The sequence below is a fragment of the Vibrio sp. J383 genome, from assembly GCF_023503985.1.
In the GTDB taxonomy this organism is placed as follows: Bacteria; Pseudomonadota; Gammaproteobacteria; order Enterobacterales; family Vibrionaceae; genus Vibrio; species Vibrio splendidus.
The window spans coordinates 223,643-247,801 of record NZ_CP097294.1; the positions used below are offsets into that span (position 1 = coordinate 223,643).

Consider the following 24,159-nt stretch of genomic DNA (forward strand, 5'->3'; position numbering starts at 1 on the left):
CCCTATGCAATATGTGTGAGCTTAGTTGCGTAAATTTAAGCTATTAAACCGTGGTAAGATAGTTTGAAGGAAATTTAAGAGGGTCAATCTTCAGAGGTAATGTTTTTTGACTTAACACACTGTATTAATAAAACTTTTGTTAATTGGACAATTAGAGGTGAGGGGCACTGTTGCTATTTCAGATCCAGCACATGCTCGATAAAGTCAGACTTCTTTTCACGGTACTCTTCTTGCGGCCAACCTTCGCAAGACATTTTGAGGGTGTTGTATTGCTGAACTAATTCCGGATTCGCACGTAGCTTGTCACGAAACCTTAGAAAGCATTCGAACTCAGAACCATTGGCGACCACTTGCAAGGCCACATCATCAGAAGATGTAGATTCCAACATACACAGTTCCGGCGTTCTTAAGGTATCGAGTTTCTCATTGAAGCCGAGTATTGTGAGTCTCTCTATAACATCCTCAAGTTCACCAAGTTCAACACCTACGAAAATATCTAGATCGCCCTTAGACACGGCAAAAGGAATAGAAGATGCGCCTACGTGCTCAACTCTCGCGTTAGGGATTAGCTTTTTGATGTCACGTTCGTATCGGATAAACAGCTCGTTGCAAGCCGCTTGGTATTGTTCCGCGGGGTAAAATTTCATATATCCTCACTCCGAATCACAAACTATTGAAGACACCAATTGCTAACAGAAATAACACGATGCTAATAGCTCCGATATAAGAGATTCTGGTTCGCTCTTTTTCAGTTGGAATCAATGGGGGGAAGCGCCCTAATGTGAATACTTTACAAACTATCCAGCCAGCTCCGTAACCAATGAACTCAATCAATATCGACTGAAACAGATACCTAAAGAATGAGCTCAATGCCCTAAAATACGCAACTATCAAGTCTTCCATTTTTTGTCCTAACTAAAGTCAATTTGGACTAAAAATGCCACGTGTAGATATTCATATCAAGCACCTTATACAGGACAGTCTGCTTAAAACATCTCCCGAACCTTTAAGGTGAGATAATTGAAGGTCATTTTTCAGTGAGGAATAACACTCGTTAAGAACACTTCCTATAAACATTCCAGCTCATCTTGATAGGTTTTAACTATCAAAGTTCAAGCTTCAATAGACATATCTTAAAGTTAAATGGTATTATTGATTAATATCAATAGGTAAAACCTATCAACATTGACTTGTATATTCTTAGTAAAGGTAAACATGGAATTGAGTAGCATTGTTCACATAAGTTCGATTAGTTGTGCTTGCACAGCTTGTACTCGCCTACTTTGGCTTAATGACTTCTCATTTAAAGGATTAGAACTAGATACTCTTATTGTGCATGCTCAATCAGCAGCGATGCTACCAATGGCCTTGGTACTATTAGTCGCCAGCGTAAAGCCTCAAATAACACAAGAAATACAAGGCTTGAATGCCCATTACTTAATATCTGCAATTTCATTAACTTATGTTTCAATCAGCTCACTTCAACTTTAGTTACGTGAAGTTAGCAATTTATTCCAAGAAGTTATTCCCTTTGTCCAAAAACAAAAAGCCCCGGTTATAGGAACCGGGGAAACAGGGTGGGATGAGTTTGGTGCGTGCCCGAAACCAAACTCTCCCCAAGCCTCACCTAAGACTCATGCTCTTAGGTAAAGGATTCTGAGTACTGTTATCGCAAAGTATGACTATTGAAGCGTAGCGCCTTGCTCTACCCAAGTGCCGATGAGTGCGCGTTCTTCGTCGGTCATTTGAGTCATGTTGCCGAGCGGCATCACCTTGGTTGTTACGGTTTGAGCAACAATCCTTGGTACGTTGGCTTTAATCTCTTCTGGGGTATCAAACATCACACCGGCTGGCGCAGCAGCAAAAGCAGCGTGGCTCGGGGTTGATGAGTGACACACAGAACAGCGCTCTTGAATGACTTTGTTGATGGTTTCAAAGCTTACGCCTGCGCTAGCCGTTTGCATTGCGTGGTCTGCTGGTACAGCTTGAGAACTAACCGTAGTTGAAACTGTGCCGTTCGAAACAGCCTCTTCTGTCGCCGATTTCGTCGCGCTTACTTGCACTTCTTGAACCACTGGTGCTTGTACAACCGGAGTCATCTGTTTTTTCGCGTAAGGTGAGGTCACAAACGCGAGCGTGATCATACCCAATGCCGCTACAGGTACTGTCCAGGCAAACTTCTGGCTACCATGACGGGTGTTGAAGTAGTGACGCACCAAGATGCTGAAGATCGCTAGCCCAGCAAGGATCAGCCAGTTGTATTCCGAGCCATAAGTGCTTGGGAAGTGGTTACTGATCATGATGAACAGCACTGGCAGTGTCATGTAGTTGTTGTGACGAGAACGCAGTAAGCCTTTCGCTGGCAGTGCCGGATCCGGTTCGCGCTTCTCTTCAATCGCTTTCACCAAGTTACGTTGTGCAGGCATGATAACGCGGAATACGTTACCCACCATGATGGTACCAATGATTGCACCCACATGAATGTAAGCACCACGGCCACTGAACACTTGAGTTAGGCCATATGTCGCAGCGACGAGCAGCACAAACAGCACAACGCCAAGCAACACGGGGGTTTTACCTAATGGTGAGTCACACAGTAAGTCGTAGATAAACCAGCCGGCAACGAATGAACCAATACCAATCGCGATTGCCGTTGTTGAATCAAGGCCAGAGCCCGGTGCAATCAGGTAAATCTCCGCGTTGAGGTAGTAAACCACACCCAGTAGACACACACCGGTGATCCACGTGAAGTAAGCTTCCCATTTAAACCAGTGCAGGTGCTCTGGCATCTCTGGTGGCGCAAGTTTGTATTTTTCTAGGTGATAAATACCACCGCCGTGAATTGCCCATAAGTCGCCTGAAAGGCCCGTTTTTGGGTTTACTCGGTTAAGGTTGTTCTCTAACCAAACAAAGTAAAATGATGCGCCTATCCACGCAACACCAACAATCATGTGAGCCCAGCGTATTGCTAAATTCAACCATTCTGTAATATGCGGATCCATAATAAACTCCTGTATCACAACGCTTTAGCTAAACGTTGCTCTTCCTTATTGTCGTCCGTTGTCAAGTCGTCCAAATGCAATGCCACTCGGTCGCTGTCGAAATAAACTTCGTCACAGTTATGCCCTTCGCCGCCTCTATCGACGATCAAGAACTGGTCTTGATCGGTGAGGGCGAGAACTGGGTGATGCCACACCCCTTTGTGATAGTTCACTCCTTGACGGCCGTTGCTCAAGAAAGCTCGGCTATTGGCTAATGTTGGATCGTCGCCTTTTGGCGCAACAACAATTAAATAGGGTTGACCAAGTAATGGAATGAATGCCTGAGAGCCAAGTGGATGACGCTCTAACATTTTGATGGTTAGTGGGTAGCTCAACGGTGTGGCTTGGAAGATGCTGATGATGGCTTCTCCGTCTTGGTCTTGCACATCCGTTGTCGCTAGCTTGTGGTAGCGACGTGTTGATCCACTGTTGATCATGAAGAAATCACTATTATCGGACTCGATAACATCGCCAAACTCTGCAAAAGCCTGCTTGGTTAACGGTTCGATGGATAAACGACGTATTCCATTACTCATATCTGATTTCCTTACCTATTTCGCCTTCGTACCAAATAGACGCAAACGGCTGATACCACCATCTGGGAATATGTTTGCACGTACGTGGGTAATCGCACCAAGGTCGTTTACCTCAGAAATGAATTCGTGAATCTCGTGCGCTTGCAGCTTTTGTGCAGGCAACAGTTCACGCCAGAATAGGCTTTGTGTTTCGACTTGGTCGTCGGTACCACCTTTCACGTAAGCGGCTTGAATCGAGCAGCTATCAGGATAGTTACCTTTGAAGTGGGCCGTATCCACTACGATACGTTCGATGTTACCTGGGTGGCCTAGTGCCACGATAACCCAGTCGTTACCTGGTGTACGACGACGCGCTGTTTCCCAACCGTCACCCATGTTTTCACCGCGGCCGGGACCTAAGATGTTGGCTTTGTTTCCGTAGTGTTCGTCACTACATGCGAGTGCTCGGCCACCGTGTTCAACCGATGCTAGGTCGACTTGTTGCTGAGAATCAATTGCGTCCCAATCCACACTTGGTCGGCCATAAACACGTAAACGTGCAACACCGCCGTCTGGATAGATATTCAAGCGTAGGTGCGTAAATACTTGGTCACTTTCAATCGCTTCAAGATGATGATGATCACCGTGTAGTGCCATTGAAGGCAGAATTTCTTGCCACTCTGTTGCGTCTGTTGGCTCACCTTGTGGTGAATAACACGCGTCAATTGATGCCGAAGGTGGGAAGTTACCTGTGAAGAATGAGGTATCAATATCAACGCCAGCAATGGTGCCAGCTAGGCCAAGGCGAACGACACAGTAGTCGTAACCTTCACCGCGTTTACGTCTGCTTTCCCAGCCGTCCATCCACTTGCCGTTATCGTCGTATAAGTCATCTTTCCACTCGGGTGCGGCGTGGCTGAGTAGACGGCTTTTATCGGCGAAAAAATCGTCTGTTGCGAAGATAGCTTCTGCGCCGAGTTTTTCGTCTGCAAGGTTTATGTACTGTTCAAATTTATGGGTCATGTCCGTGTAATCCTATCCAATTAATCAAGTAATAATAAAATGAGAACTTAGTGGCTTATTCGCTTATAAAGCGTGCTCTTAGCGCACTAAGACTGGGCTGAGATAGCTGTTAACTCCGTTAACTTACATATCCCAGAGACGAAACATCGCGATCTTGTTGATCTCTTGAATCGCCGTAGCAAACTCAGTTTCACTATCATTTCCTAATCGCATCTCGAACGACTCAAGAATTTGGTAACGATTGGCTCCCTTCACCGCCATGATAAAAGGGAAATTGAAGCGACTTTTGTAGCTGTTGTTGTAAGAAGTGAATTTTTCAAATTCTTCGGCGTTGCACTGGTCGATGCCCGCCCCCGCTTGTTCTTTGGTCGACGACTCGGTGAGTTCGCCGTTTACTGCTGCTCGACCGGCTAAATCCGGGTGAGCGTTGATCAAAGCCAACTGTTTGCCTTGGTCTGCACTTAACAAGGTCGATGCCATTTTCAGATGAAGATTCTCGATATGGTCGTCTTCGGCATTCAAACCTTGGTCATACACCACTTCTGCAACCCACGGGCTGTGTTCGTAGACATCAGCAAAGTGAGCGACAAAGGTATCGCGGTCCATGGTTGTTGGTTGGCATGATCGAAATTCAGTCACGTTAAGCCTCCTTGCTTCACTGCTACTTTTGCTGTTGATGATTAGCGTTATTTGGTTGATATGGATGATGTTGGTGCCAGTAGTTGGCGATATCGATTCGACGACATAACCACACGCTGTCGTGCTGTTTTACGTAATCTAAGAAACGTCTTAATGCAGCAATACGACCGGGGCGACCAATCAGACGACAATGCAACCCAACCGACATCATTTTCGGTGCGGTTTCGCCTTCCATATAAAGGGTGTCAAACGTGTCTTTCAGATATTGGAAGAACTGCTCACCAGAGTTAAAGCCTTGCGCCGTTGAAAAACGCATGTCGTTCACATCAAGTGTGTAAGGGATCACCAATTGCGGATGACCAGTCTCGGTGTGCCAATAAGGCAGGTCATCATCATAAGCATCCGAGTCGTAAAGAAAGCCGCCTTCTTCTGCGACTAAGCGACGCGTATTTGGACCCGTTCGACCTGTGTACCAACCTTGTGGGCGTTGACCCGTCACTTGTTGGATGATCTCAATCGCTTTGGTCATGTGGTCGCGCTCTTCAGATTCATCAATGTATTGATAGTCTATCCAGCGGTAGCCGTGGCTACAGATTTCGTGACCCGCTTCGACCATGGCTTTGGCTACTTCTGGGTGACGCTCAATCGCCATTGCGACAGCAAATACGGTCAGTGGGATTTCATATTCATCGAACAAGCGAAGAACACGCCACACACCCGCACGGCTACCATATTCATAGATGGATTCCATGCTCATGTGACGTTCGCCTTTGATCGGCTGTGCTGACGGGATCTCTGAAAGAAAAGCTTCAGACTCGTCGTCTCCATGTAACAAACAACGCTCACCGCCCTCTTCATAGTTCAATACAAAAGAAACCGCGACGCGCGCATTACCTGGCCATTGAGGGTTTGGAGGGTTAGCTCCGTAACCGATCAAATTTCTTGAATAATCCTTATTCATCCAAGTACTCCTAACATAAGTGGTTGGCTTAGCCGCTCTTTAAGTAAGTCACCAAATGATTCAACCAAATGGATTCTCGATAAACAGAGCAACCTTACCCCTGTACATTTATTGTATACAATTATTTATCTCAATGTAAAGATTTTGTTATTCAAGTTAAATTTACGCACTATTACCAATTAAAAACAACAACTTAATAAAACCAAAACTCACCAAAAAACGATAATCAAGATCTATAAAGTCAGAAAAAACGACACAATAGTTAACATTTTCCCAACAATTAGCTTTACTAATTGTGTACAGTTCGTACATAGTTAGTGATAACAAAGTGACCAGTTGCATTCTTTGCAAGGTCGAAACAGACAGATAAACCACGGAACAGAGGAGCGCCAAAAGCGCTATTAAAGGACTATGGGAAGATTAACAACACACGTATTAGACACGACTCACGGCTTACCGGGTGCAGAGATCAAGGTAGAGCTTTATAAGGTCAATGAAGACTCAACAGAAAAGCTGGCGACGGTAATCACTAACTCCGATGGCCGAACCGATGCGCCGATTCTGGCAGGGAATGATTTCCGACCGGGGAAATATCAATTGGTGTTTTACGTAGCCGATTACTACAGAAGTAAAGGCGTGGAATTGGATGGCGTGCCTTTCCTAGACGATGTTGTTATTCGCTTTGGTCTAGATGATCCAGAAGCGCATTATCACGTTCCTCTTCTCGTCTCCCCTTACAGTTTCTCAACCTATCGGGGCAGTTAGTCTCGTGACCTAGAGCTTTGAACTAGGCTCACCGACAAATATTAAGCAGATTAGTGCGTGCATCTAAAATGATGCGCGCTCATTAAACACGCTCATATAAAAATACTAACAACGTTATTAGTTAGAGAGTTGATGACTAATCAACTGATAGCTAAAGAAATAGCGGCTAGGAAAAAACCTTAAAACTTAATATTGAAATCTCGCTGTATTCAATAAATGGATCACAACATAAAAGGACTTGCTGACATGAGTGAGAGTAAAACAGAAATACTCAACCAAGATGCGAATAACGGAATTTTAGAGAAACTCTTTAAAATTAAGGCACACGGAAGCAGTGTGAAAAATGAGTTGGTCGGCGGTGTCACCACCTTCGCAACCATGGCTTACATCATCTTCGTTAACCCACAAATCATGGCCGCATCGGGTATGGATGCAGGAGCGGTATTCGTCGCAACCTGTATTGGTGCAGCTATCGGTTGTTTGTTAATGGGGTTATTTGCGAACTGGCCTGTCGGCCTTGCGCCGGGCATGGGCTTGAATGCCTTCTTCTCGTTCACGGTAGTAAGCGAAATGGGCTACACCTGGGAAGTGGCACTGGGTGCGGTGTTTATCTCCGGCATCTTGTTTGTCGGGATGAGTTTCTACAAAGTCCGCCAATGGATCATTGAAAGTATCCCTGTGAGTTTACGTTACTCCATGACTGCGGGCGTTGGTTTGTTCTTAGGTCTAATTGGCCTTAAAACAGCAGGTATCGTCGTCGAAAACCCAGCAACACTGGTATCACTAGGTGACTTCACTAAACCTGAAGCGCTACTGGCCGCTATCGCTTTCCTTATCATCGCTGTTCTTAGTGAGCGTAAAGTATTTGGTGCGGTGTTAATCGGTATTTTGAGTGTAACGCTCGTCGGCATGATGCTTGGCTTAGTGCATTACAACGGCTTCTTCGCGGCTCCACCAAGCTTAGCGCCTACGTTCCTAAAAATGGACATTATGGGCGCTCTCGATGTTTCAATGATCAGCGTTATCTTGGCTTTCCTTTTTGTAAACATGTTCGATACCGCGGGTACTTTGATGGGCGTGGCCGAGCGTGCAAACCTAACTAACCCTGAAACAGGAAAAATTGAAGGCCTAAGCAAAGCGCTGAAAGCCGACAGTATCTCAAGTGTGGCCGGTGCGTGTGTGGGTTGTCCGCCAGTAACCAGTTACGTAGAAAGTGCAGCGGGCGTTGCAGCAGGCGCACGAACAGGCCTATCTGCGATTGTGGTTGGTGTGTTGTTCTTAGCGGCAATTTTCCTATCTCCACTTGCTGGCATGATCCCCGCTTACGCAACCTCTGGCGCTCTGATTTATGTGGCGTTCGTGATGATGAGCAGCATGCAGCACGTGGATTGGAAAGACTTCACCAACGGTGCTCCCGCAGCCATTACAGCGTTAATGATGCCTCTGACCTTCTCTATCGCGAATGGTATCGCACTGGGTTTCATTACCTACACAGTGCTGAAACTGGCGACAGGTAAAACAAAAGACGTCTCGATTTCGATGTACTTCTTAGCGGCTATTTTTGTCGCGAAGCTCGTGTTCATCGGTTAATCACCCAACGTAACTATCGCTTGGCTTGTTCGCAGGCCGAGCTATCAAGACACATGCTCGAACAACATTTTTAAGAAAAAGCTAATTGTGCTAATCAGCGGAACACACAAATATCCGCTCGGTTAGTGCACCTTTTTTATGACCCTACGCAGTTTGTAGAAGTCATTATTTGACCGCCAATCGCCTGTAAACGGAAACACAGGCAGAGGAATATCAAATGAAACTTCTGTACACCCTAAATGAAAGACCGCCTCACGGCTTAACCTTCCTACTCGCATTACAGCACATGCTCGCCTCGATTGGTGGCATCGTCGCTGTTCCCCTTATTGTCGGCGCGTCAATTGGCTTGCCTAACACCGAGATCGTTTCGCTGATCAATGCTGCGCTGCTGGCGTCAGGTATTGTAACCGTCGCTCAATGTCTCGGTTTTGGCCCTGTTGGCATTCGACTACCCGTGGTGATGGGTTCGAGCTTTGCCTTTTTGGGCGTCGCTATCTCGATTGGTAACGAAGGTGGCGTCGCCGCGATCATGGGCTCAGCGCTTATCGGCTCGTTCGTGGTGATTGGTGCCAGCTTCTATATGGACAAGGTTCGAAAGCTGTTCCCAACCGTGGTAAGTGGTGTAGTGGTTACCTTAATCGGCTTAACCATTTTACCGGTTGCCATGAACTGGGTCGGAGACTCTCCTGCCAACACAGAACAATTCGCCACGCTGCCAAAGCTGTTTCTAGCACTGATCTCTTTGGGGATTGTGGTTGGCGTATCGGTTTACTGTAAAGGCGCGGTTGCCGCTTCGGCCATCGTGATTGGTTTAGCGGGCGGCTACATTGTGGCGCTATCGCTCGGCATGGTCGACCTTGAGCAAATCAGCTCTGCCGCTTGGGTAGGCGGTCCTGAACCCTTCAAATATGGCTTTACCTTTTCTGCGAGTGCCATCATCAGCATGAGCTTGGTGTACATCGTGGTTATCGCCGAAGCAACGGGGGACTTCATGGCATTAGGCAACAACTGCCAAACCCAAGTCAGCGGTAAAGACTTAAAACGTGGTCTATTAGGCGATGGACTTGGTAGTACCTTATCTTCGATTTTGACGGCAATGCCATTGGCGTCGTTCAGTCAAAACGTCGGCATTGTAGGTATCACAGGTGTAGCAAGTCGTTATGTAGTGGCTGCAACCGGTGGTTTGCTAATTTTAGGCGGTTTATTCCCGAAATTAGCCGCTATTGCCGTCACGATTCCGAAACCTGTTCTAGGTGGTGTGGGTTTTGTGATGTTCGGTATGATTGCCTACGCGGGTATCCGCATGTTGATCAAGGCCGCAGACACCAAGCGAAATGCCTTGGTAATCTGTGTAGGTTTGGCGTCTGGCTTAGCCGTCACTTTCGAACCAAGATTACTGCAACACTTGCCGCATGACCTTGCGAACTTTCTTCACTCAGGCATCACTACCGGTACTATCATGACGGTGCTATTGAACCTTGTTTTACCAAAGTCTTCACGAGCAGAAGAGCAAGAGGCACTGGCCGAAAGCCAAGCGCAAGTTGAGCTTGAAATGAAAGAGCAAGCTGAAGAAGAGTTACAGTCAAACGACCAATTAGAGATTCAGCAAGCAAGTGCAGAAGCAGACGTTCAAGCGACATCAGAAAACCCTGAGCCAAAAACGAACTAGCTGGTTCACTGACTAACGTAAAACCGATTTCCGTAGGATCAGGGCTGATTAGAGCATTGAACGTTTTAACGCCCTGATTCGAATTTATCTTTCAACAGCAAATACCAATAAAGACCCTCTTCCCTGAAAAGGCTGAGATGGCTAAGGACTACTATGAATGGAAACCATCTGGATTAAGAATCCTCTCGCAATCTACACTGGCTCACTGGCTGATGCAGAAGGCGGCATTGTCATTAAAGGTAATAAGATCATTGAATTGGTTGGTAAGCACAAAGAACCAACCTTACCCGTAGATTACAGCGTCGACGCCTCTCGTCATGTTGTGACTCCTGGGCTTATCAATGCGCACCACCACTTCTATCAAACCCTAACGCGTGCCTACCCCGGCGCACTGAATAAAGAACTCTTCCATTGGCTACAAAGCCTCTATCCAGTTTGGGCCAACCTCGATTCGGAGATGATGAGCCTTGCCACAGAGCTGGCGCTGGTTGAATTAATGATGTCGGGCTGTACCACAGCGTCAGACCATCATTACTTGCTGCCAAACGGGCTAGAGCACGCCATCGATTTACAAGTTGAGGCCGCAGAGAAACTAGGTGTAAGAGCGATATTTACGCGCGGCTCCATGAGCCTTGGGGAAGATGAAGGTGGGCTACCTCCACGACACACCATTCAAACCGAACAAACCATTATCGATGACAGCCAACGCTTGATCCGCGATTACCACCAGCGTGATGAAGGGGCGATGATTCAAATCGCACTCGCACCTTGTTCGCCGTTCTCAGTCACCACCGATCTAATGAAAGAGACCGCTAAGATCAGTGAGCGTGAGAACGTGATGATGCACACTCACCTATGCGAAACGCTCGATGAAGAGGACTTCTGTATCGAGAAGTTCGGTCTACGCCCTGTCGATTACCTAGAAGATGTGGGCTGGCTGAATGAACGCACTTGGCTTGCACACGGCATTCACTTCAATCCAGAAGAGATCAAGCGCTTGGGTAAAGCAGGCATTGGCATCAGCCACTGCCCTACTTCCAACATGATGCTGGCTTCTGGTATTTGTAAGAACAACGACCTTGAAGCCGCTGGCGTGAAAGTCGGGCTAGGCGTGGATGGTTCGGCCTCCAATGACGGCTCCAATATGATTGCCGAAGTGCGCATGGCAATGTACTTACAGCGCCTGCAGTATGGCTCTGCCAACGTTTCACACTTCGACGCACTGCGCTGGGCAACGTCAGGCTCAGCACGCGCAATGGGTAGAACGGATATCGGTACACTAGAAGTCGGTAAACAAGCCGACATCGCGATGTTCAAGCTCGACGATATTCGTTTCTCTGGTAGCCACGATCCACTGGCTGCACTACTACTTTGCGGCGCTCAACAAGCGGATAAAGTGATGGTAGCCGGAAAATGGCGAGTTAACGATGGCGCCGTGATTGGCGTAGACATGGAGCAACTGATGCACCGCCACCATGCTGCTGCAATGAAGCTTGGTAAGTTAGCGATGAATAACCATTAGTTGAAACACTTGCCCATCAAACACTGCAAGCCAAAGCGAGTGGCTTTGATGGGCAAACCTCCATAAACGTCCGCAATGATGCGAAAACACCCGCAAACATCCCAATAAATGTAAACCGGATGCATCTCAGTCTATTTCCTAATTGATTTCGACTCAATAAACCAAAAACATAAACCGCCAATAATTAAAGAAAACCTAATTTAACTCTATCTAATATAAGATTGACTAATAAAACATTCGCTAATAAGAAATCACTCATAACCCCTTCGGCAAATATAAAATCACCCGTACATTATTTGGCACAGATCAAATTTAAAACGTTCGTTCTATTTATATATTCATCAAATTAATCAACAGATTCGGTAATAACAAAAATGATGGCGATAATTATATTTTTATCACTTACCACCTTTATGAATAGAATGAAAACCTCTCGAGACCCTTCCATACCTAGCCTGACAAAAGAAACAAAACTAATGATTCAAATATCATTAAATTCAATAGATCAACAAACGATCAATATGAATCCAAATGTGTGATCTAAATAGAACTTTTCATTATAAATCTACTATAGATTGGCCAAATCTTATAAAAACAAAAAACACATTAAAGAGGTTAATTTTAAAGAACACAAAATAATCACAAAAATAACAATATTAAAATATTCAATAACCCTTCATAAATATTTAAAAATACCATCTATATGGTAGGGGGATTATTGACTTTGAAAAAAGCTAATAACAAATCTAACAGGGCTAAATAATGAAAAAAATCACAAAAACACTCGTATTATCTTCGATTTCGATTGGGCTACTTTCCTCTTTTGCACTCACTTCTCAAGCAGCTCCAGTTCAAATCAACCAAGCGTCAGCTGAACAAAACATACCTCAAGTCACCTACGACACAATCATCGGTGAAAATGGGGTCTTTATCGATCTAGAGACCGACAATTTTATTCTTAAGCAACAAGAGTGGTATCAAATCCAAGCGTATGTCGAAGGCGCTTTAGCGCTGCCGGTGACAGAAGCCAGTATGAAATCTACTTTAAGTATTCCTAACGACATTCCTTTCTCTAATTTCCAAGCACTGGTTCAGCAATACTCAAATATTCACGATACCGCCTTCCATTGGAAAAAAGAGCTTTATCCAAGCATCGTTGGCCTTTCATTAAGCTTGGCCAATTACGTCCAAATTAAAGACTTCATGCTTAACCCGCTTAGCAATGCTTTGAATGAAATGCTGGCCAAAGCATTCTCGCCGCTCCCGGAAGATATCGAAACGGTGGAACGCAATAGACAAGTGGCAATCGCTTACCTGAAAAGCCTGCAGAGCTTTTCCATGAAATACCAACAAGAAGTGTCTGACGTTGGCGGTAACCTATTGGAGTTTTCAGCTACATTAGATACACAAAAATTGCAGTTAGATGTATTAGAAGGCACTCACAACGGTTACCTAAGCGATGATGGCAGTGCGCTTCAACAACGAGTGAATGACATCAACGCACGTATCACTCAACTCAACAAAGATTACACTCACTATGTTACGGTCGCCTCTACCGCAGTAACGTATGCATGGTTCCCTCTGGTTGCAGGACCAATCATGGGTGTATACGGCGATAAAGCAGAAAAAGCGCGCAAGCTTCGTAACGAATTACAAAGTGAAGTAAAAGAACTTCAAGAGCAGTTAACTTATACGCAACAAATATATAATTCTTATCATCGCTCTTCAGAGAGTATCGATATGATTTCTCAACAAATAGAAAATGCGATTCCACATATTAATAAACTGAAACTAAATTGGCAGAAAATGAATGCCGACTTTACGTCACTGCTCGTTGCCTTAGAACAAGCTCAGAGCAATGCCGATATCATGAAAGACGACGCAATGCTTGGCGCAATAGGCGCTCTTGCCAATACAACGGTTGCAGAAAGCAACTGGAGTAATATTAGTGAGAAAGCAAAAGCGTTCGCAAACAATGCATATATCCAAGAAATGGAATAGTCCATAGACCTCTCGAAAAATAGCGCGACAGATAATGTCGACGCTATATACAGAAATGCTATACACAGCAACGAAACTGCTAAAAATATAACAAGATAGCCAAATTACCTTCTGAATAAGAAGCCGCACCTTAAGCAAATTAAGGTGGCGGCTTCTGCTACCCAAAATTTGGTGACTACTAATTTCGACAGGACATAAATATGAGACTTCTACCTATTGTTATTTCTCTTTCATTTTCTCCACAGGCTTTTTCTAGCGACTGGCTTGAACTGAACAATTTACCCAATTCAACCGAATACCCAACCTGGGTTCAATCTGCCTATTTCGATGTTGGCGTCCTATCGCGTTCAACATCCGATTTACACATCAACCTAAGTGACTGGATTGCAGAGCAGAACCTCTATGTCACTAAGCCTTCAAAAGTTGTCATTTTTGCAGATACGATTGAGGTTCCAGAGAACTTCAACTTGCTTGTAAACAACCAAAATATCCTTATTTTTGCACGAAAAATCGTTGGCCAAGGTACGCCGACGTTTGTGCTCGGACAACAAGGTTCTGCAGCCTCAATTTCTGTGATTGCCGGCGAAATAGAGACACCGATTAATGTGCTCGCTTTCCAAAGCGATGGCAGCATTACACGAGACGCTCTAACAGGAAAAACTGGCGATGGTGAATCTGTAGTATTAGCAGGAGAGCACTACCGAAGAACCACCATCGACTCGAACATCACAGGGCAAATGAAACTGGCTACTGAACCTTTTACAGACATTATTAATCGTTCTTTTGATATGGCTGCCAGCTTATATGACACCAATCCAGAGCTTAGCCTCGACCTCATAAACTGGATTGAACAGAGCTTGCGTTACTCAGGCTCAGTAGTTGAAGACGACCCGATTCTTTCCGACCTTTACGTACAAACGGTCGCGTTCAAGCAATTCATTAGCTTCAGCACCAAAGAGAGCAATTACGTTCCTTATCTCGACAAGGTGTTATATCAAGATAAATACGAAGCCTATTTGAACGCTATGATCGCGTATCAAGCTCAATGGGACATTATTCAAGATAGAAACACGGTCATTGAAGACAAGATTGAAGCCGCTAAGTTAGCACTCGCTAACATCGAAGACGTTCTACGCGCTCAGCGCTCAATCATCACACAAACCCAATCCAACATAGACAAGATAGGCGATAGCCTGACCGAGGTCGATAGCCAATATAAAGCACAAGAACTGGTCACTCTCAGTTCAAGAACCACTTATTTAGTTGGTGTGGAAAATTGGAAAACCCAACAACAACTCAATGCGGCTCTAGCAATATTCAAAGCAATAGCCGAAATTGGAAGTGCCGTGAGTGGGGTATTCACAGGCAACCTTTCTGGTGTGAATGACCTAACCGATCAATTGGCTAAAACACCTGAAGCATTAGAAAAAGCGAAAAACCTCGTCACCAATATCAAGTCCGTCACAGGCATTATTGATAGCGTGACCAAAACGATTTCTGGCATTTCTCAGTTAACCGCGGATATTAAATCAACCATCAAGCTCCAGAAGGTATCTGAAGCGATGGATGGCTTTAACTTCAACATCCCAACAATCAATGAAAGCAATCTAGCGTGGGATCTTATGATCACCGAGATCCGCAGCAACTTAAGATATGCCGATAGCTTAGGTATCAAAGGATCAAGACAATACCTACTCGAACTCGAAAAGCAGGTTCTACTCGGTAAGGCAATTAACATCACGCAGCTTAACTTTGCTCACGAGCAAGCGAAGTTGGTAGACCTCTTACTCACCAATAATGTGACTATCAATCAACAGCAAAGACTGAACGATGCGATCGAGGGTTATCAAGTAGACACCGGCAGCTTCGATTCGATTGAACGTGAACTATCACGAGTATTGATGCACTTCAAACGTCCGATGTTCGTTGCTTTGTCTAACTATGTTCAGGCATACGAATATTGGGCATTGAAGCCAAGCGAAGTTACGCCTTCTCTGAATAAAAGCTACTTGGACTACCAGTTTGATTTGGCTACTGTCGAAAGTGAGTATGTAAATGCTCTGACTTCTTTCCAACCCGCGCCACAAGATTTCACCATAGATAACTACACCATTTCCAGCCCAGAGCAACTCGAGAGCTTTGCAACGACAGGACAACTCAACTTCTCTATTCCATTGGAGCAAGTCCAACTCTGTTCGTTTGACCGCGTTAGGCTATCCACGGTACGAGTGTTCTTAGAGGGTGAAAACTTACCTTATGGCAAGCAACTCAACCTGCGAGTTTCAAGTTCGGGTAACTATTTAGACCGATATGAGAACAAGGACTATCAGTTCAGTTCTAACCCTGTTTCACGCGCGTTCTATTACCGCCTAGATGATCCAACCACCAACGATGTTAGCATCATCACCGATGGTGCCGTGGCGAATAAATTCGAATACGCCTACTTCCAACCCACTCCGTTTTCATCATGGAATGTCACGCTCAACAACTTTGATAAAACCGAGCAAACGAACAACCAGTACCTAAAAGATGTCGAACAAATTCGCGTCGAGTTCTTAGGTAGCGGTATCCCTAACGGCAACAGTTGCTCCAATTAACCAAGTGCTACTTTAATTAATCAAGATCTTCTCTAACTAACCAAGTGCAACCTCAATTAACCAAGTGTTGCTGTCATCCAAAGAACTGAGGTTCAAGGAATGCGGTTCTGGAGAGAGTTCGTAACAAAAAAGGCCGACATGATGTCGGCCTTACTTATTCATTCTATTCGATTTTGGGATCAAGTTTACGTCTTAGTCCATCAAACTCTTAGACTTAATCGCCTTCTTAGAAAGCTCTTTGGCAAACGCTTTGATATCTGTTTCAAACTCATCGACGCTTTGGCGGATTTCATCCAGTTGAACCGTCTGCATCACGCGGTTTTCCATTACGATTTGACCGTTAACGATAGTGGTGTCGATATTGCTTGGGTTCGCTTGGTAAACCAATGTCGCGTATGGGTCATAACTTGGCATCATGTTCGCTGATTGTGTCTCTACAATCACGATATCTGCTTTCTTTCCAACTTCAAGAGAACCGATTTGATCTTCCATGTGCAAAGCTTTCGCACCGCCTAATGTCGCCATCTCGATCACTTGCTCAGGAATCATGATGGTGCGGTCTGAATGCTTTAAGCGTTGCATGTTCGCTGCGTAACTTAGGGTACGCATGATATCAACTTGGTTTGAGCTCATTGGGCCATCGGTTCCCAAACCAATACGCATATCAGCTCGGTACATCTCCCACGCAGGAGCTATTCCTGTCGCACCTTTGGCGTTCGCCATTGGATTGTATGAGATGCCCGCATCGGCCTGTTTCAGTAGCTTTTGGTCGTTTTCTGAAAGGTGGATGCCGTGAGCAATCACTACACGCTCATCAAGCACGCCGATTTCATCCATGTATTCGACTGGTGACGTGGCTTTGGTTTCGTCTTTGATGCGCTTTTCTTCATTCGGAAATTCAGCAACGTGAATCAGCACTGGCACATCGTATTGAGCCGATAGCTTATTAATTTCTTGAAGCTTATCTTTACTCACGGTGTACACTGCATGTGGCGCATAAGCCGGCGTGATTAGCTCATCGTTTTTGTACTTCTCGATAAAACCTTTGGCATATTCAATTCCGCCATAAGGTTCTTTAGCATCGACCACAGGGAACTTAATCACCGTCTCGCCAAGCACTGCACGCAGGCCAACTTCTTTGGTCGCCTTAGCCATTTCATCCATGTGGTAATACATATCGGCATAAGTGGTTACACCGCTTTGTGCTAGTTCGATAGAGCCAAGCTTGGTTGCGTTGTAAATCAGTTCACGGCTTAGCTTTTCGGCTTCTAGAGGGAAGAAGTAAGCGAACAAGCGGTTCGAGATGCCCTCTTCTCCTAAGCCACGAAACGCAATCATCGGTAAATGGTTGTGCGCGTTCACCATGCCCGGCATGACGATTCCATCTTGAGCATCAATCACTTTTTCTGCGCGATATTGAGTCATTAAATCCTCGTTACCGACTGCGATGATCTGGTCGTTTTTTACGACTACCACACCGTCTTCAATCACATCCATGTCAGAGTTGATTGTTAGAACTTGTCCATTGGTGATGATCAGATCGGCGTTGTATGTTTGCGTCGCGACTGTCGAACCGCAGCCTGCTAGTAAAACTGCGCTGATGGTGCATGCCAAGCTTTTAAGCGTCATTGCTAAACCTATATGTTGTGCGTGTAATAAATATAGAAGTCTAATATTAGCTTCTAGCTTTGATAAAAATGAGGGAATTGAATTTTTGCCGATACTATAACGCTAACTTTAAATAAAATGGCATACCTAATCGAGCCAAATTCAAGATAAATAAGTTATTGCACAACAGGTCACAAAAGTAGCTTTGCACATATGCTCACACGCACAAACAAAAAAGGCCTGCAATCGCAGACCAAAAAAAACGTTCAAATAACGTTAGCTTTTCACACCACACCCTTTAATCACTAGCTGCGTGATGAACTCAGCGGCATCTTCATAGTCTTTATCATCGAGCTGTTCTTTCTGCATCACGCTGCAAATCTGCCAGCCAAAATCGGCGTAGGTTTGAGTCGCCGCCCATATGGTGAACATTAAATGATGTGCAGGAACATCGTCCATTAGACCTTGTGCCGACCATGTTGAGAACTTATCGAGGATCATCTGTGATTGCTTATACAGTTCATCGCCAATCTCTTTCGGCAGCACTTTCGCGCCCGACATCACTTCATTGGCAAATACTTTAGAGGCATGTGGATGGTCGCGAGAAATAATCAGCTTGGTTTGAATATATTGAGATAAAGCTTCAATAGGATCGCTCAGCTCTTCAATAGGACGAGATGCTTCTAGTAAGGGCTGAGTGACGGTTTCAAGCACGGCATTGTAGAGCTTATCTTTAGAGCTGAAATAATAAAATACGTTAGGTTTGGGAATGTCGGCCGCTTTTGCAATGTCAGCCATTTTTGTTGCGGCATAACCATGAGTGGCGAATTGTTCACACGCGACTTCGATGATTAAATCTTGATTCTTTTGTCTGATCCTAGACATATTGCATCCTTTACAGCTCGTTACTAAAATCATAGTAATCAACGTGCTTTATTAGTCCAGAAGATAATCTCAGAACTCAAGGTCACCGCATTGATAACAATAAAATGGCCGCTCTATTTGTTAAGAAGCGACCATTCCATACCGTGTTTTTGAACTGTTCAGGTTAAAGAATCAATATTGCGCGGAAGTCATTCACGTTTGTTAGCGTCGGCCCTGTGGTCAACAGCACATCGACTTGCTTGAAGAAATCGTAGCTGTTGTTGGCATCGAGGTAGTCTTGCGCTTTAAGTGACAAGCTCGAACCTTGTTGCCATGTTTGAGGCGTGATCCACGCGCCCGCATTGTCTTCCACGCCATCAATGCCGTCGGTATCAGCAGCCAATGCAAATATGTTGTCTTGGCCTTTGAGCTCGTTATATAGGCTCAACAGGAATTCACAGTTACGCCCACCGCGACCATTACCTTTAACGGTTACCGTGGTTTCACCGCCGGAAAGTATCACGCAAGGCGTCTCAAATGGGTGCTTGTGATTGGCCACTTGCTTAGCCAGCGCAGCGTGAACTTTCGCAACATCTCGCGCTTCTCCCTCTATGCAATCACTCAACACATAAGCCGGAATGCCTAAGCCTTCAGCTTCTGCTGCAGCGGATTCCAATGCCGACATCGGGGTGGCGATAATATGGTGCTCTGCATTTTTCCAACATACGTCATCTGGCTTGACGGTTTCTGACTCTGGATTATTTAACCATTCAAATGCCGAGCGTGGTGTTTCTATTTGATAACGTTCTAAAATGGCCATCGCATCAAAACGCGTGGTGGTGTCGGGTACGGTTGGGCCAGAGGCAATCACACTAATGTCATCGCCCGGCACATCTGAAATCGCCAGTGACACAACCCTTGCAGGATACGCGGCTTTTGCTAGTCGCCCCCCTTTTATCGAAGATAGATGTTTACGAACACAATTCATCTCATCAATAGCGGCGCCTGATTTGAGCAGCGCTTTATTTATTTGTTGCTTCTCCGCCAAGCTGATGTCGCCACCGGGCAGACTGAGCAAAGCGGAACCGCCACCCGACAGTAGGCAAATAACCGTGTCATCTGCGCTCAAGCTACTCACCAATTGCAGCATACGTTGGCTCACTTCTAAGCCCATCGCATCTGGCACGGGGTGCGCTGCTTCAATCACCTCAATGTGTTCGCAAGGTGCGGTGTGCTCATAACGAGTCACCACTAAGCCTTCAAGATCACGCAGTGCGAGATCTTGCTGTTTCTTTGCCTGCCAAACCGCTTCAAGCTCTGCGGCCATCGACGCGGCTGCTTTTCCTGCTCCTATCACCACAGTACGCCCAGCTTGGTTGGCTGAGCGGTAAAAAATGTCTTGAGGAAGAAAAGGTTCGATGTGATTTGTAGGTAGCGCCTGATTAACAGCACTTGAGAAAAGGGTTTGTAGAAACTGCTTAGCATCAATGTCCATCAGCCACTCCTTAGTTGACGGAGAAAAAAAGAACCCCGATACAAGGCCAAAGGGTGCCTGCTAAGATCAAGTTGGAAAGGAACAACTTCAACCTCTGCCTCGTATCAGGAACGCGTATAAAAGGAGACGAAACTACGCGATTTATAAACAAACTGTTGGGCTACGAATCGATAGCAGCCCTAATTAATTAACGGATAATCGGTTGATTGATCAACCACTAAACGGACAAACCGTTAACTAGATTAACGAATCGAGTGGTCAGAACGTTTCTCAATCGCTTGGATAAGCGCAGAGTGGTCCCAACCTTCGCCACCCATTTCGGCACACTCGCCAAACAGCTCTTGTGCATTTGCCGTGTTCGGTAGCGCAACCCCTAGCTCTTGTGCGCCCGTTAGCGCAAGATTCAGGTCTTTCTGGTGAAGCGAGATTCTAAAGCCAGGGTCAAATGTGCCTTCAACCATACGCTCACCGTGCACTTCCAAGATCTTAGAGTTAGCAAAACCACCTAATAGCGCCTGACGTACGCGCGCTGGATCAGCACCGGCTTTCGAAGCAAATACGAGCGCCTCAGACACGGCTTCGATATTCAGAGCAACAATGATCTGGTTCGCCACCTTACAGGTTTGACCCGCACCGTTGTCGCCTACTAGCGTGATGTTCTTACCCATGATTTCAAATAGAGGTCGCGCTTTATCGAAGGCGTCTTGCTCACCGCCCACCATGATAGTCAGCGCTGCATTGATTGCGCCTACTTCGCCACCTGAAACCGGTGCATCGAGGTATGACGCACCGCCTTCGTTGATTCGAGCTGCGATTGCTTTGGTCGCGATTGGCGAAATTGAACTCATGTCGATAACCAGTTTTCCAGCTGCACCGCCCGCCATTAGGCCTTTCTCAACACCGTTGTCACCAAACAGGACATCTTCAACTTGAGGGGTATTCGGCACCATTAGGATAATGATATCTGCTGCTTCAGCCGCTTCCGCTGGTGAGTGGCAGACCGTTGCACCCGCTGCCACAAGATCGGCAGGTGCTGCATTAAAGTGGTCCGACAGAATCAAATCGTGACCTGCTTTTTGAAGGTTACTCGCCATAGGTTTACCCATGATACCAGTTCCGATAAATGCAATTTTAGACATGTTGTTCTCCTTAACGTTTGAGGGTTACCAGACGCAATTAACGGTACTGGTGCAGCCAACCAAGGCCTTCTGTCGTTGTCGTTTTAGGTTTGTATTCACAGCCCACCCAGCCTTGATAACCAAGCTCATCAAGATAGTTGAGCACGAATGGGTAATTGATTTCTCCGGTACCCGGTTCGTGTCGACCTGGATTATCCGCCAATTGCACGTGTGCGATTTGACCAATGTTCTGCTGCATGGTCGGCGTAAGATCGCCTTCCATAATTTGCATGTGATAAATATCGTATTGGATAGAAAGGTTATCGCTCCCTACCTCTTTGATGATCGCTTTGGCTTGCTCAGTCGTGTTCAAGAAGAAGCCCGGAATATCACGGGTATTGATCGCCTCTATCACTAAGCTAATGCCTTCTGCTGCTAGCGCGTTCGCCGCGTAATGCAGGTTAATCACAAACGCCGATTGCGCGTCTTGTTGGGTCACACCTTGCGGAACAATCCCCGCCAAGCAATTCACTTGAGTACAACCGAGTGCTTTTGCGTAAGCGATGGCTTTAGGTACACCCGCTTGAAATTCTTCAACTCTTGCTGGGTCTACCGCGATACCACGGTCGCCAGCGTCCCAATCACCCGCAGGCAAGTTAAATAGCACTTGCTCTAGGTTATTAGCGTCGAGCTTTACTTTGAGTGCCTGAGCATCAAAGGCGTAAGGGAAAAGATATTCCACGCCTTGAAAGCCCGCTTCAGCGGCAGCTTCAAAGCGATCCATAAAATCAACTTCCGTGAATAACATTGACAAGTTTGCTGCAAATTTTGCCATGACTCTGTCCTTATTCTTTATCTGTAAAAATCTGGTTGTTTGTAGTAAAGCCTCGCTCTATCGGAGGCTTTCCGTAGGGCTAAACCTCAGCTCTACGGATACACATGACTTAATGATTACTTGTACGCCTGCGCCGTTGGGGCATCGCTGCGGCTTTCAGCAAGTGGCTCAAATTCGTTAATAGCGTTGATCTCTACGCCCATCGCAATGTTGGTTACTCGCTCAAGAATCAGCTCAACAACAACCGGTACCTTATGCTTGTTCATCAGCTCTTTGGCTTGCTCAAACGCAGCGGCAATTTGCTCTGGTTCACGAACTCGAATCGCCTTACAGCCTAAACCTTCAACAACCGCGACATGGTCAACACCGTAGCCTTCAAGCTCTGGCGCATTCTGGTTATCAAACGCCAGTTGTACACAATAATCGATATCAAATTGACGCTGTGCTTGGCGAATTAAACCTAGATACGAGTTGTTCACCAACACATGAATATATGGCAGGTTGAATTGCGCGCCAACGGCCAGTTCTTCGATCATGAATTGGAAATCGTAGTCACCAGAGATAGCAACGATATCGCGATCTGGATCGGCCGCTCGTACACCTAATGCGGCTGGTGTTGTCCAACCCAATGGGCCAGCCTGACCACAGTTGATCCAGTTACGCGGCTTATAAACATGCAGGAACTGAGCGGCAGCGATTTGCGACAAACCAATGGTGCTCACATAGCAAGTGTCACGGCCAAATGCCTTGTTCATCTCTTCATAAACACGCATCGGTTTCATTGGTGCTTCATCGAAATTGGTTTTACGCAGCATGGTCGATTTGCGTTCCTGACACTCGCTTGCCCAAGCATTTCGGTTCGGCAATTTGCCAGCGTCACGCCACTCTTGCGCCACTTCAACCATCAGCTCTAGCGCTGCTTTCGCATCAGAGACAATGCCTAAATCTGGGCAGAACACGCGACCGATTTGGGTCGGTTCAATATCAACGTGAACAAACTTTCGGCCTTCGGTGTAAACATCGACAGAGCCGGTATGACGGTTTGCCCATCGGTTACCGACACCAAACACAAAGTCGGAGTTGAGCATGGTTTCGTTACCGTAACGGTGGGAAGTTTGTAGCCCTACCATGCCTGCCATTAATTCATGATCATCTGGGATCGAGCCCCAACCCATCAAGGTTGGAATCACAGGAACTCCGGTGATTTCTGCAAACTGTTGGAGCAATTCAGATGCGCCAGCGTTAATCACGCCACCACCCGATACAATCAGCGGTTTTTCCGATTGAGACATCATGGTTAATGCTTTCTCAACCTGCGCGCGGGTTGCTTGTGGCTTATAAGGTTCTAGCGGTTCATAGGTATCGATATCAAACTCAATCTCAGCCAGCTGAACATCAATCGGTAGATCAATCAGGATTGGACCCGGGCGACCCGAACGCATTAAATGAAAGGCTTTTTGGAATGCGCGTGGCACTTGTGCAGGTTCCAGCACCGTAGTCGCCCACTTAGTCACTGGTTTAGCGATAGATTCAATATCGACCGCTTGAAAATCTTCTTTGTGAAGACGAGCACGTGGCGCTTGGCCGGTGATGCATAGAATTGGAATCGAATCTGCAGTCGCAGAATAAAGACCCGTGATCATGTCCGTTCCCGCAGGACCAGAAGTACCAATACACACACCTATATTGCCTTGATTAGTACGCGTGTACCCTTCAGCCATATGGGATGCACCCTCTACGTGACGAGCTAAGACGTGGTCGATTCCTCCGAGCTTTTTCATAGCCGCATACATAGGGTTAATTGCTGCGCCGGGAACACCAAATGCGATGTCTACACCTTCACGTTTAAGCACCTCTACCGCTGCTTCAATCGCTTTCATAATTGCCATTCGAACCTCCAGTTCAGATTGTATACA

The 24,159-nt window shown here is 45.9% G+C and carries 19 protein-coding genes; 6 read left to right on the top strand and 13 right to left on the bottom strand.

Going from position 1 to position 24,159, the window contains the following annotated elements; all coding sequences use genetic code 11:
• Nucleotides 1-173 precede the first annotated feature (173 nt).
• The 7 genes from M4S28_RS17615 to puuE all read right to left on the bottom strand — a co-directional run bounded on the left by M4S28_RS17615 (nt 174) and on the right by puuE (nt 6,179).
• Complete coding sequence (locus M4S28_RS17615; protein WP_102456258.1) at nt 174-647, bottom strand: GrpB family protein; 474 nt, start codon at nt 645-647, stop codon at nt 174-176.
• 16 nt (nt 648-663) lie between these two features.
• Complete coding sequence (locus M4S28_RS17620) at nt 664-903, bottom strand: hypothetical protein (protein WP_017092275.1); 240 nt, start codon at nt 901-903, stop codon at nt 664-666.
• A gap of 779 nt (nt 904-1,682) precedes the next feature.
• Nucleotides 1,683-3,002, bottom strand: a complete 1,320-nt coding sequence (locus M4S28_RS17625) for a urate hydroxylase PuuD (protein WP_249633367.1) — start codon at nt 3,000-3,002, stop codon at nt 1,683-1,685.
• A 14-nt stretch (nt 3,003-3,016) separates the two neighbouring features.
• Nucleotides 3,017-3,577 (bottom strand): ureidoglycolate lyase, encoded by a 561-nt coding sequence (locus tag M4S28_RS17630; RefSeq protein WP_249633368.1) that lies wholly within the window; start codon nt 3,575-3,577, stop codon nt 3,017-3,019.
• A gap of 15 nt (nt 3,578-3,592) precedes the next feature.
• Nucleotides 3,593-4,579, bottom strand: a complete 987-nt coding sequence (alc, locus tag M4S28_RS17635) for an allantoicase (RefSeq protein WP_249633369.1) — start codon at nt 4,577-4,579, stop codon at nt 3,593-3,595.
• 123 nt (nt 4,580-4,702) lie between these two features.
• Nucleotides 4,703-5,218, bottom strand: a complete 516-nt coding sequence (gene uraD, locus M4S28_RS17640) for a 2-oxo-4-hydroxy-4-carboxy-5-ureidoimidazoline decarboxylase (RefSeq protein WP_017067791.1) — start codon at nt 5,216-5,218, stop codon at nt 4,703-4,705.
• A gap of 22 nt (nt 5,219-5,240) precedes the next feature.
• The gene (gene puuE / locus M4S28_RS17645; protein WP_249633370.1) at nt 5,241-6,179 is read right to left on the bottom strand and encodes an allantoinase PuuE; all 939 of its coding nucleotides are present in this window, start codon (nt 6,177-6,179) and stop codon (nt 5,241-5,243) included.
• Between the two features lie 411 nt (nt 6,180-6,590).
• On the opposite strand from puuE, the gene uraH reads away from it, so the two are divergent.
• The 6 genes from uraH (at nt 6,591) to M4S28_RS17675 (ending at nt 16,323) form a co-directional block, all read left to right on the top strand.
• Nucleotides 6,591-6,944: a hydroxyisourate hydrolase gene (uraH, locus tag M4S28_RS17650; RefSeq protein WP_017083063.1), complete on the top strand. Its 354-nt coding sequence runs from the start codon at nt 6,591-6,593 to the stop codon at nt 6,942-6,944.
• A gap of 246 nt (nt 6,945-7,190) precedes the next feature.
• A complete protein-coding gene (locus tag M4S28_RS17655; protein WP_102496163.1) occupies nt 7,191-8,534 on the top strand; it encodes an NCS2 family permease in 1,344 nt (447 codons plus the stop codon).
• Between the two features lie 217 nt (nt 8,535-8,751).
• Nucleotides 8,752-10,203, top strand: coding sequence for a nucleobase:cation symporter-2 family protein (locus M4S28_RS17660; protein ID WP_249633371.1), 1,452 nt, complete (start codon nt 8,752-8,754; stop codon nt 10,201-10,203).
• A 157-nt stretch (nt 10,204-10,360) separates the two neighbouring features.
• The gene (locus M4S28_RS17665; RefSeq protein ID WP_249633372.1) at nt 10,361-11,725 is read left to right on the top strand and encodes an 8-oxoguanine deaminase; all 1,365 of its coding nucleotides are present in this window, start codon (nt 10,361-10,363) and stop codon (nt 11,723-11,725) included.
• A gap of 762 nt (nt 11,726-12,487) precedes the next feature.
• Nucleotides 12,488-13,726, top strand: coding sequence for an alpha-xenorhabdolysin family binary toxin subunit A (locus tag M4S28_RS17670; protein WP_249633373.1), 1,239 nt, complete (start codon nt 12,488-12,490; stop codon nt 13,724-13,726).
• A 200-nt stretch (nt 13,727-13,926) separates the two neighbouring features.
• The gene (locus M4S28_RS17675; protein ID WP_249633374.1) at nt 13,927-16,323 is read left to right on the top strand and encodes a hypothetical protein; all 2,397 of its coding nucleotides are present in this window, start codon (nt 13,927-13,929) and stop codon (nt 16,321-16,323) included.
• Between the two features lie 192 nt (nt 16,324-16,515).
• Here M4S28_RS17675 and M4S28_RS17680 read toward each other — a convergent pair whose 3' ends face one another.
• The 6 genes from M4S28_RS17680 to gcl form a co-directional block, all read right to left on the bottom strand.
• Nucleotides 16,516-17,952 (bottom strand): amidohydrolase, encoded by a 1,437-nt coding sequence (locus M4S28_RS17680; RefSeq protein ID WP_249633375.1) that lies wholly within the window; start codon nt 17,950-17,952, stop codon nt 16,516-16,518.
• Nucleotides 17,953-18,207: 255 nt separating this feature from the next.
• The gene (locus M4S28_RS17685) at nt 18,208-18,816 is read right to left on the bottom strand and encodes a TetR/AcrR family transcriptional regulator (protein ID WP_249633376.1); all 609 of its coding nucleotides are present in this window, start codon (nt 18,814-18,816) and stop codon (nt 18,208-18,210) included.
• Between the two features lie 163 nt (nt 18,817-18,979).
• On the bottom strand, nt 18,980-20,290 hold the full coding sequence (locus M4S28_RS17690) for a glycerate kinase type-2 family protein (protein WP_249633377.1): 1,311 nt from the start codon (nt 20,288-20,290) through the stop codon (nt 18,980-18,982).
• A 242-nt stretch (nt 20,291-20,532) separates the two neighbouring features.
• Complete coding sequence (locus M4S28_RS17695) at nt 20,533-21,429, bottom strand: 2-hydroxy-3-oxopropionate reductase (RefSeq protein ID WP_017067345.1); 897 nt, start codon at nt 21,427-21,429, stop codon at nt 20,533-20,535.
• Nucleotides 21,430-21,466: 37 nt separating this feature from the next.
• Nucleotides 21,467-22,243 carry a hydroxypyruvate isomerase gene (hyi, locus tag M4S28_RS17700; RefSeq protein ID WP_249633378.1) on the bottom strand — a complete coding sequence of 259 codons (777 nt, stop codon included), beginning with the start codon at nt 22,241-22,243 and terminating at the stop codon, nt 21,467-21,469.
• A 116-nt stretch (nt 22,244-22,359) separates the two neighbouring features.
• On the bottom strand, nt 22,360-24,132 hold the full coding sequence (gcl, locus tag M4S28_RS17705) for a glyoxylate carboligase (RefSeq protein WP_249633379.1): 1,773 nt from the start codon (nt 24,130-24,132) through the stop codon (nt 22,360-22,362).
• Nucleotides 24,133-24,159 lie beyond the last annotated feature (27 nt).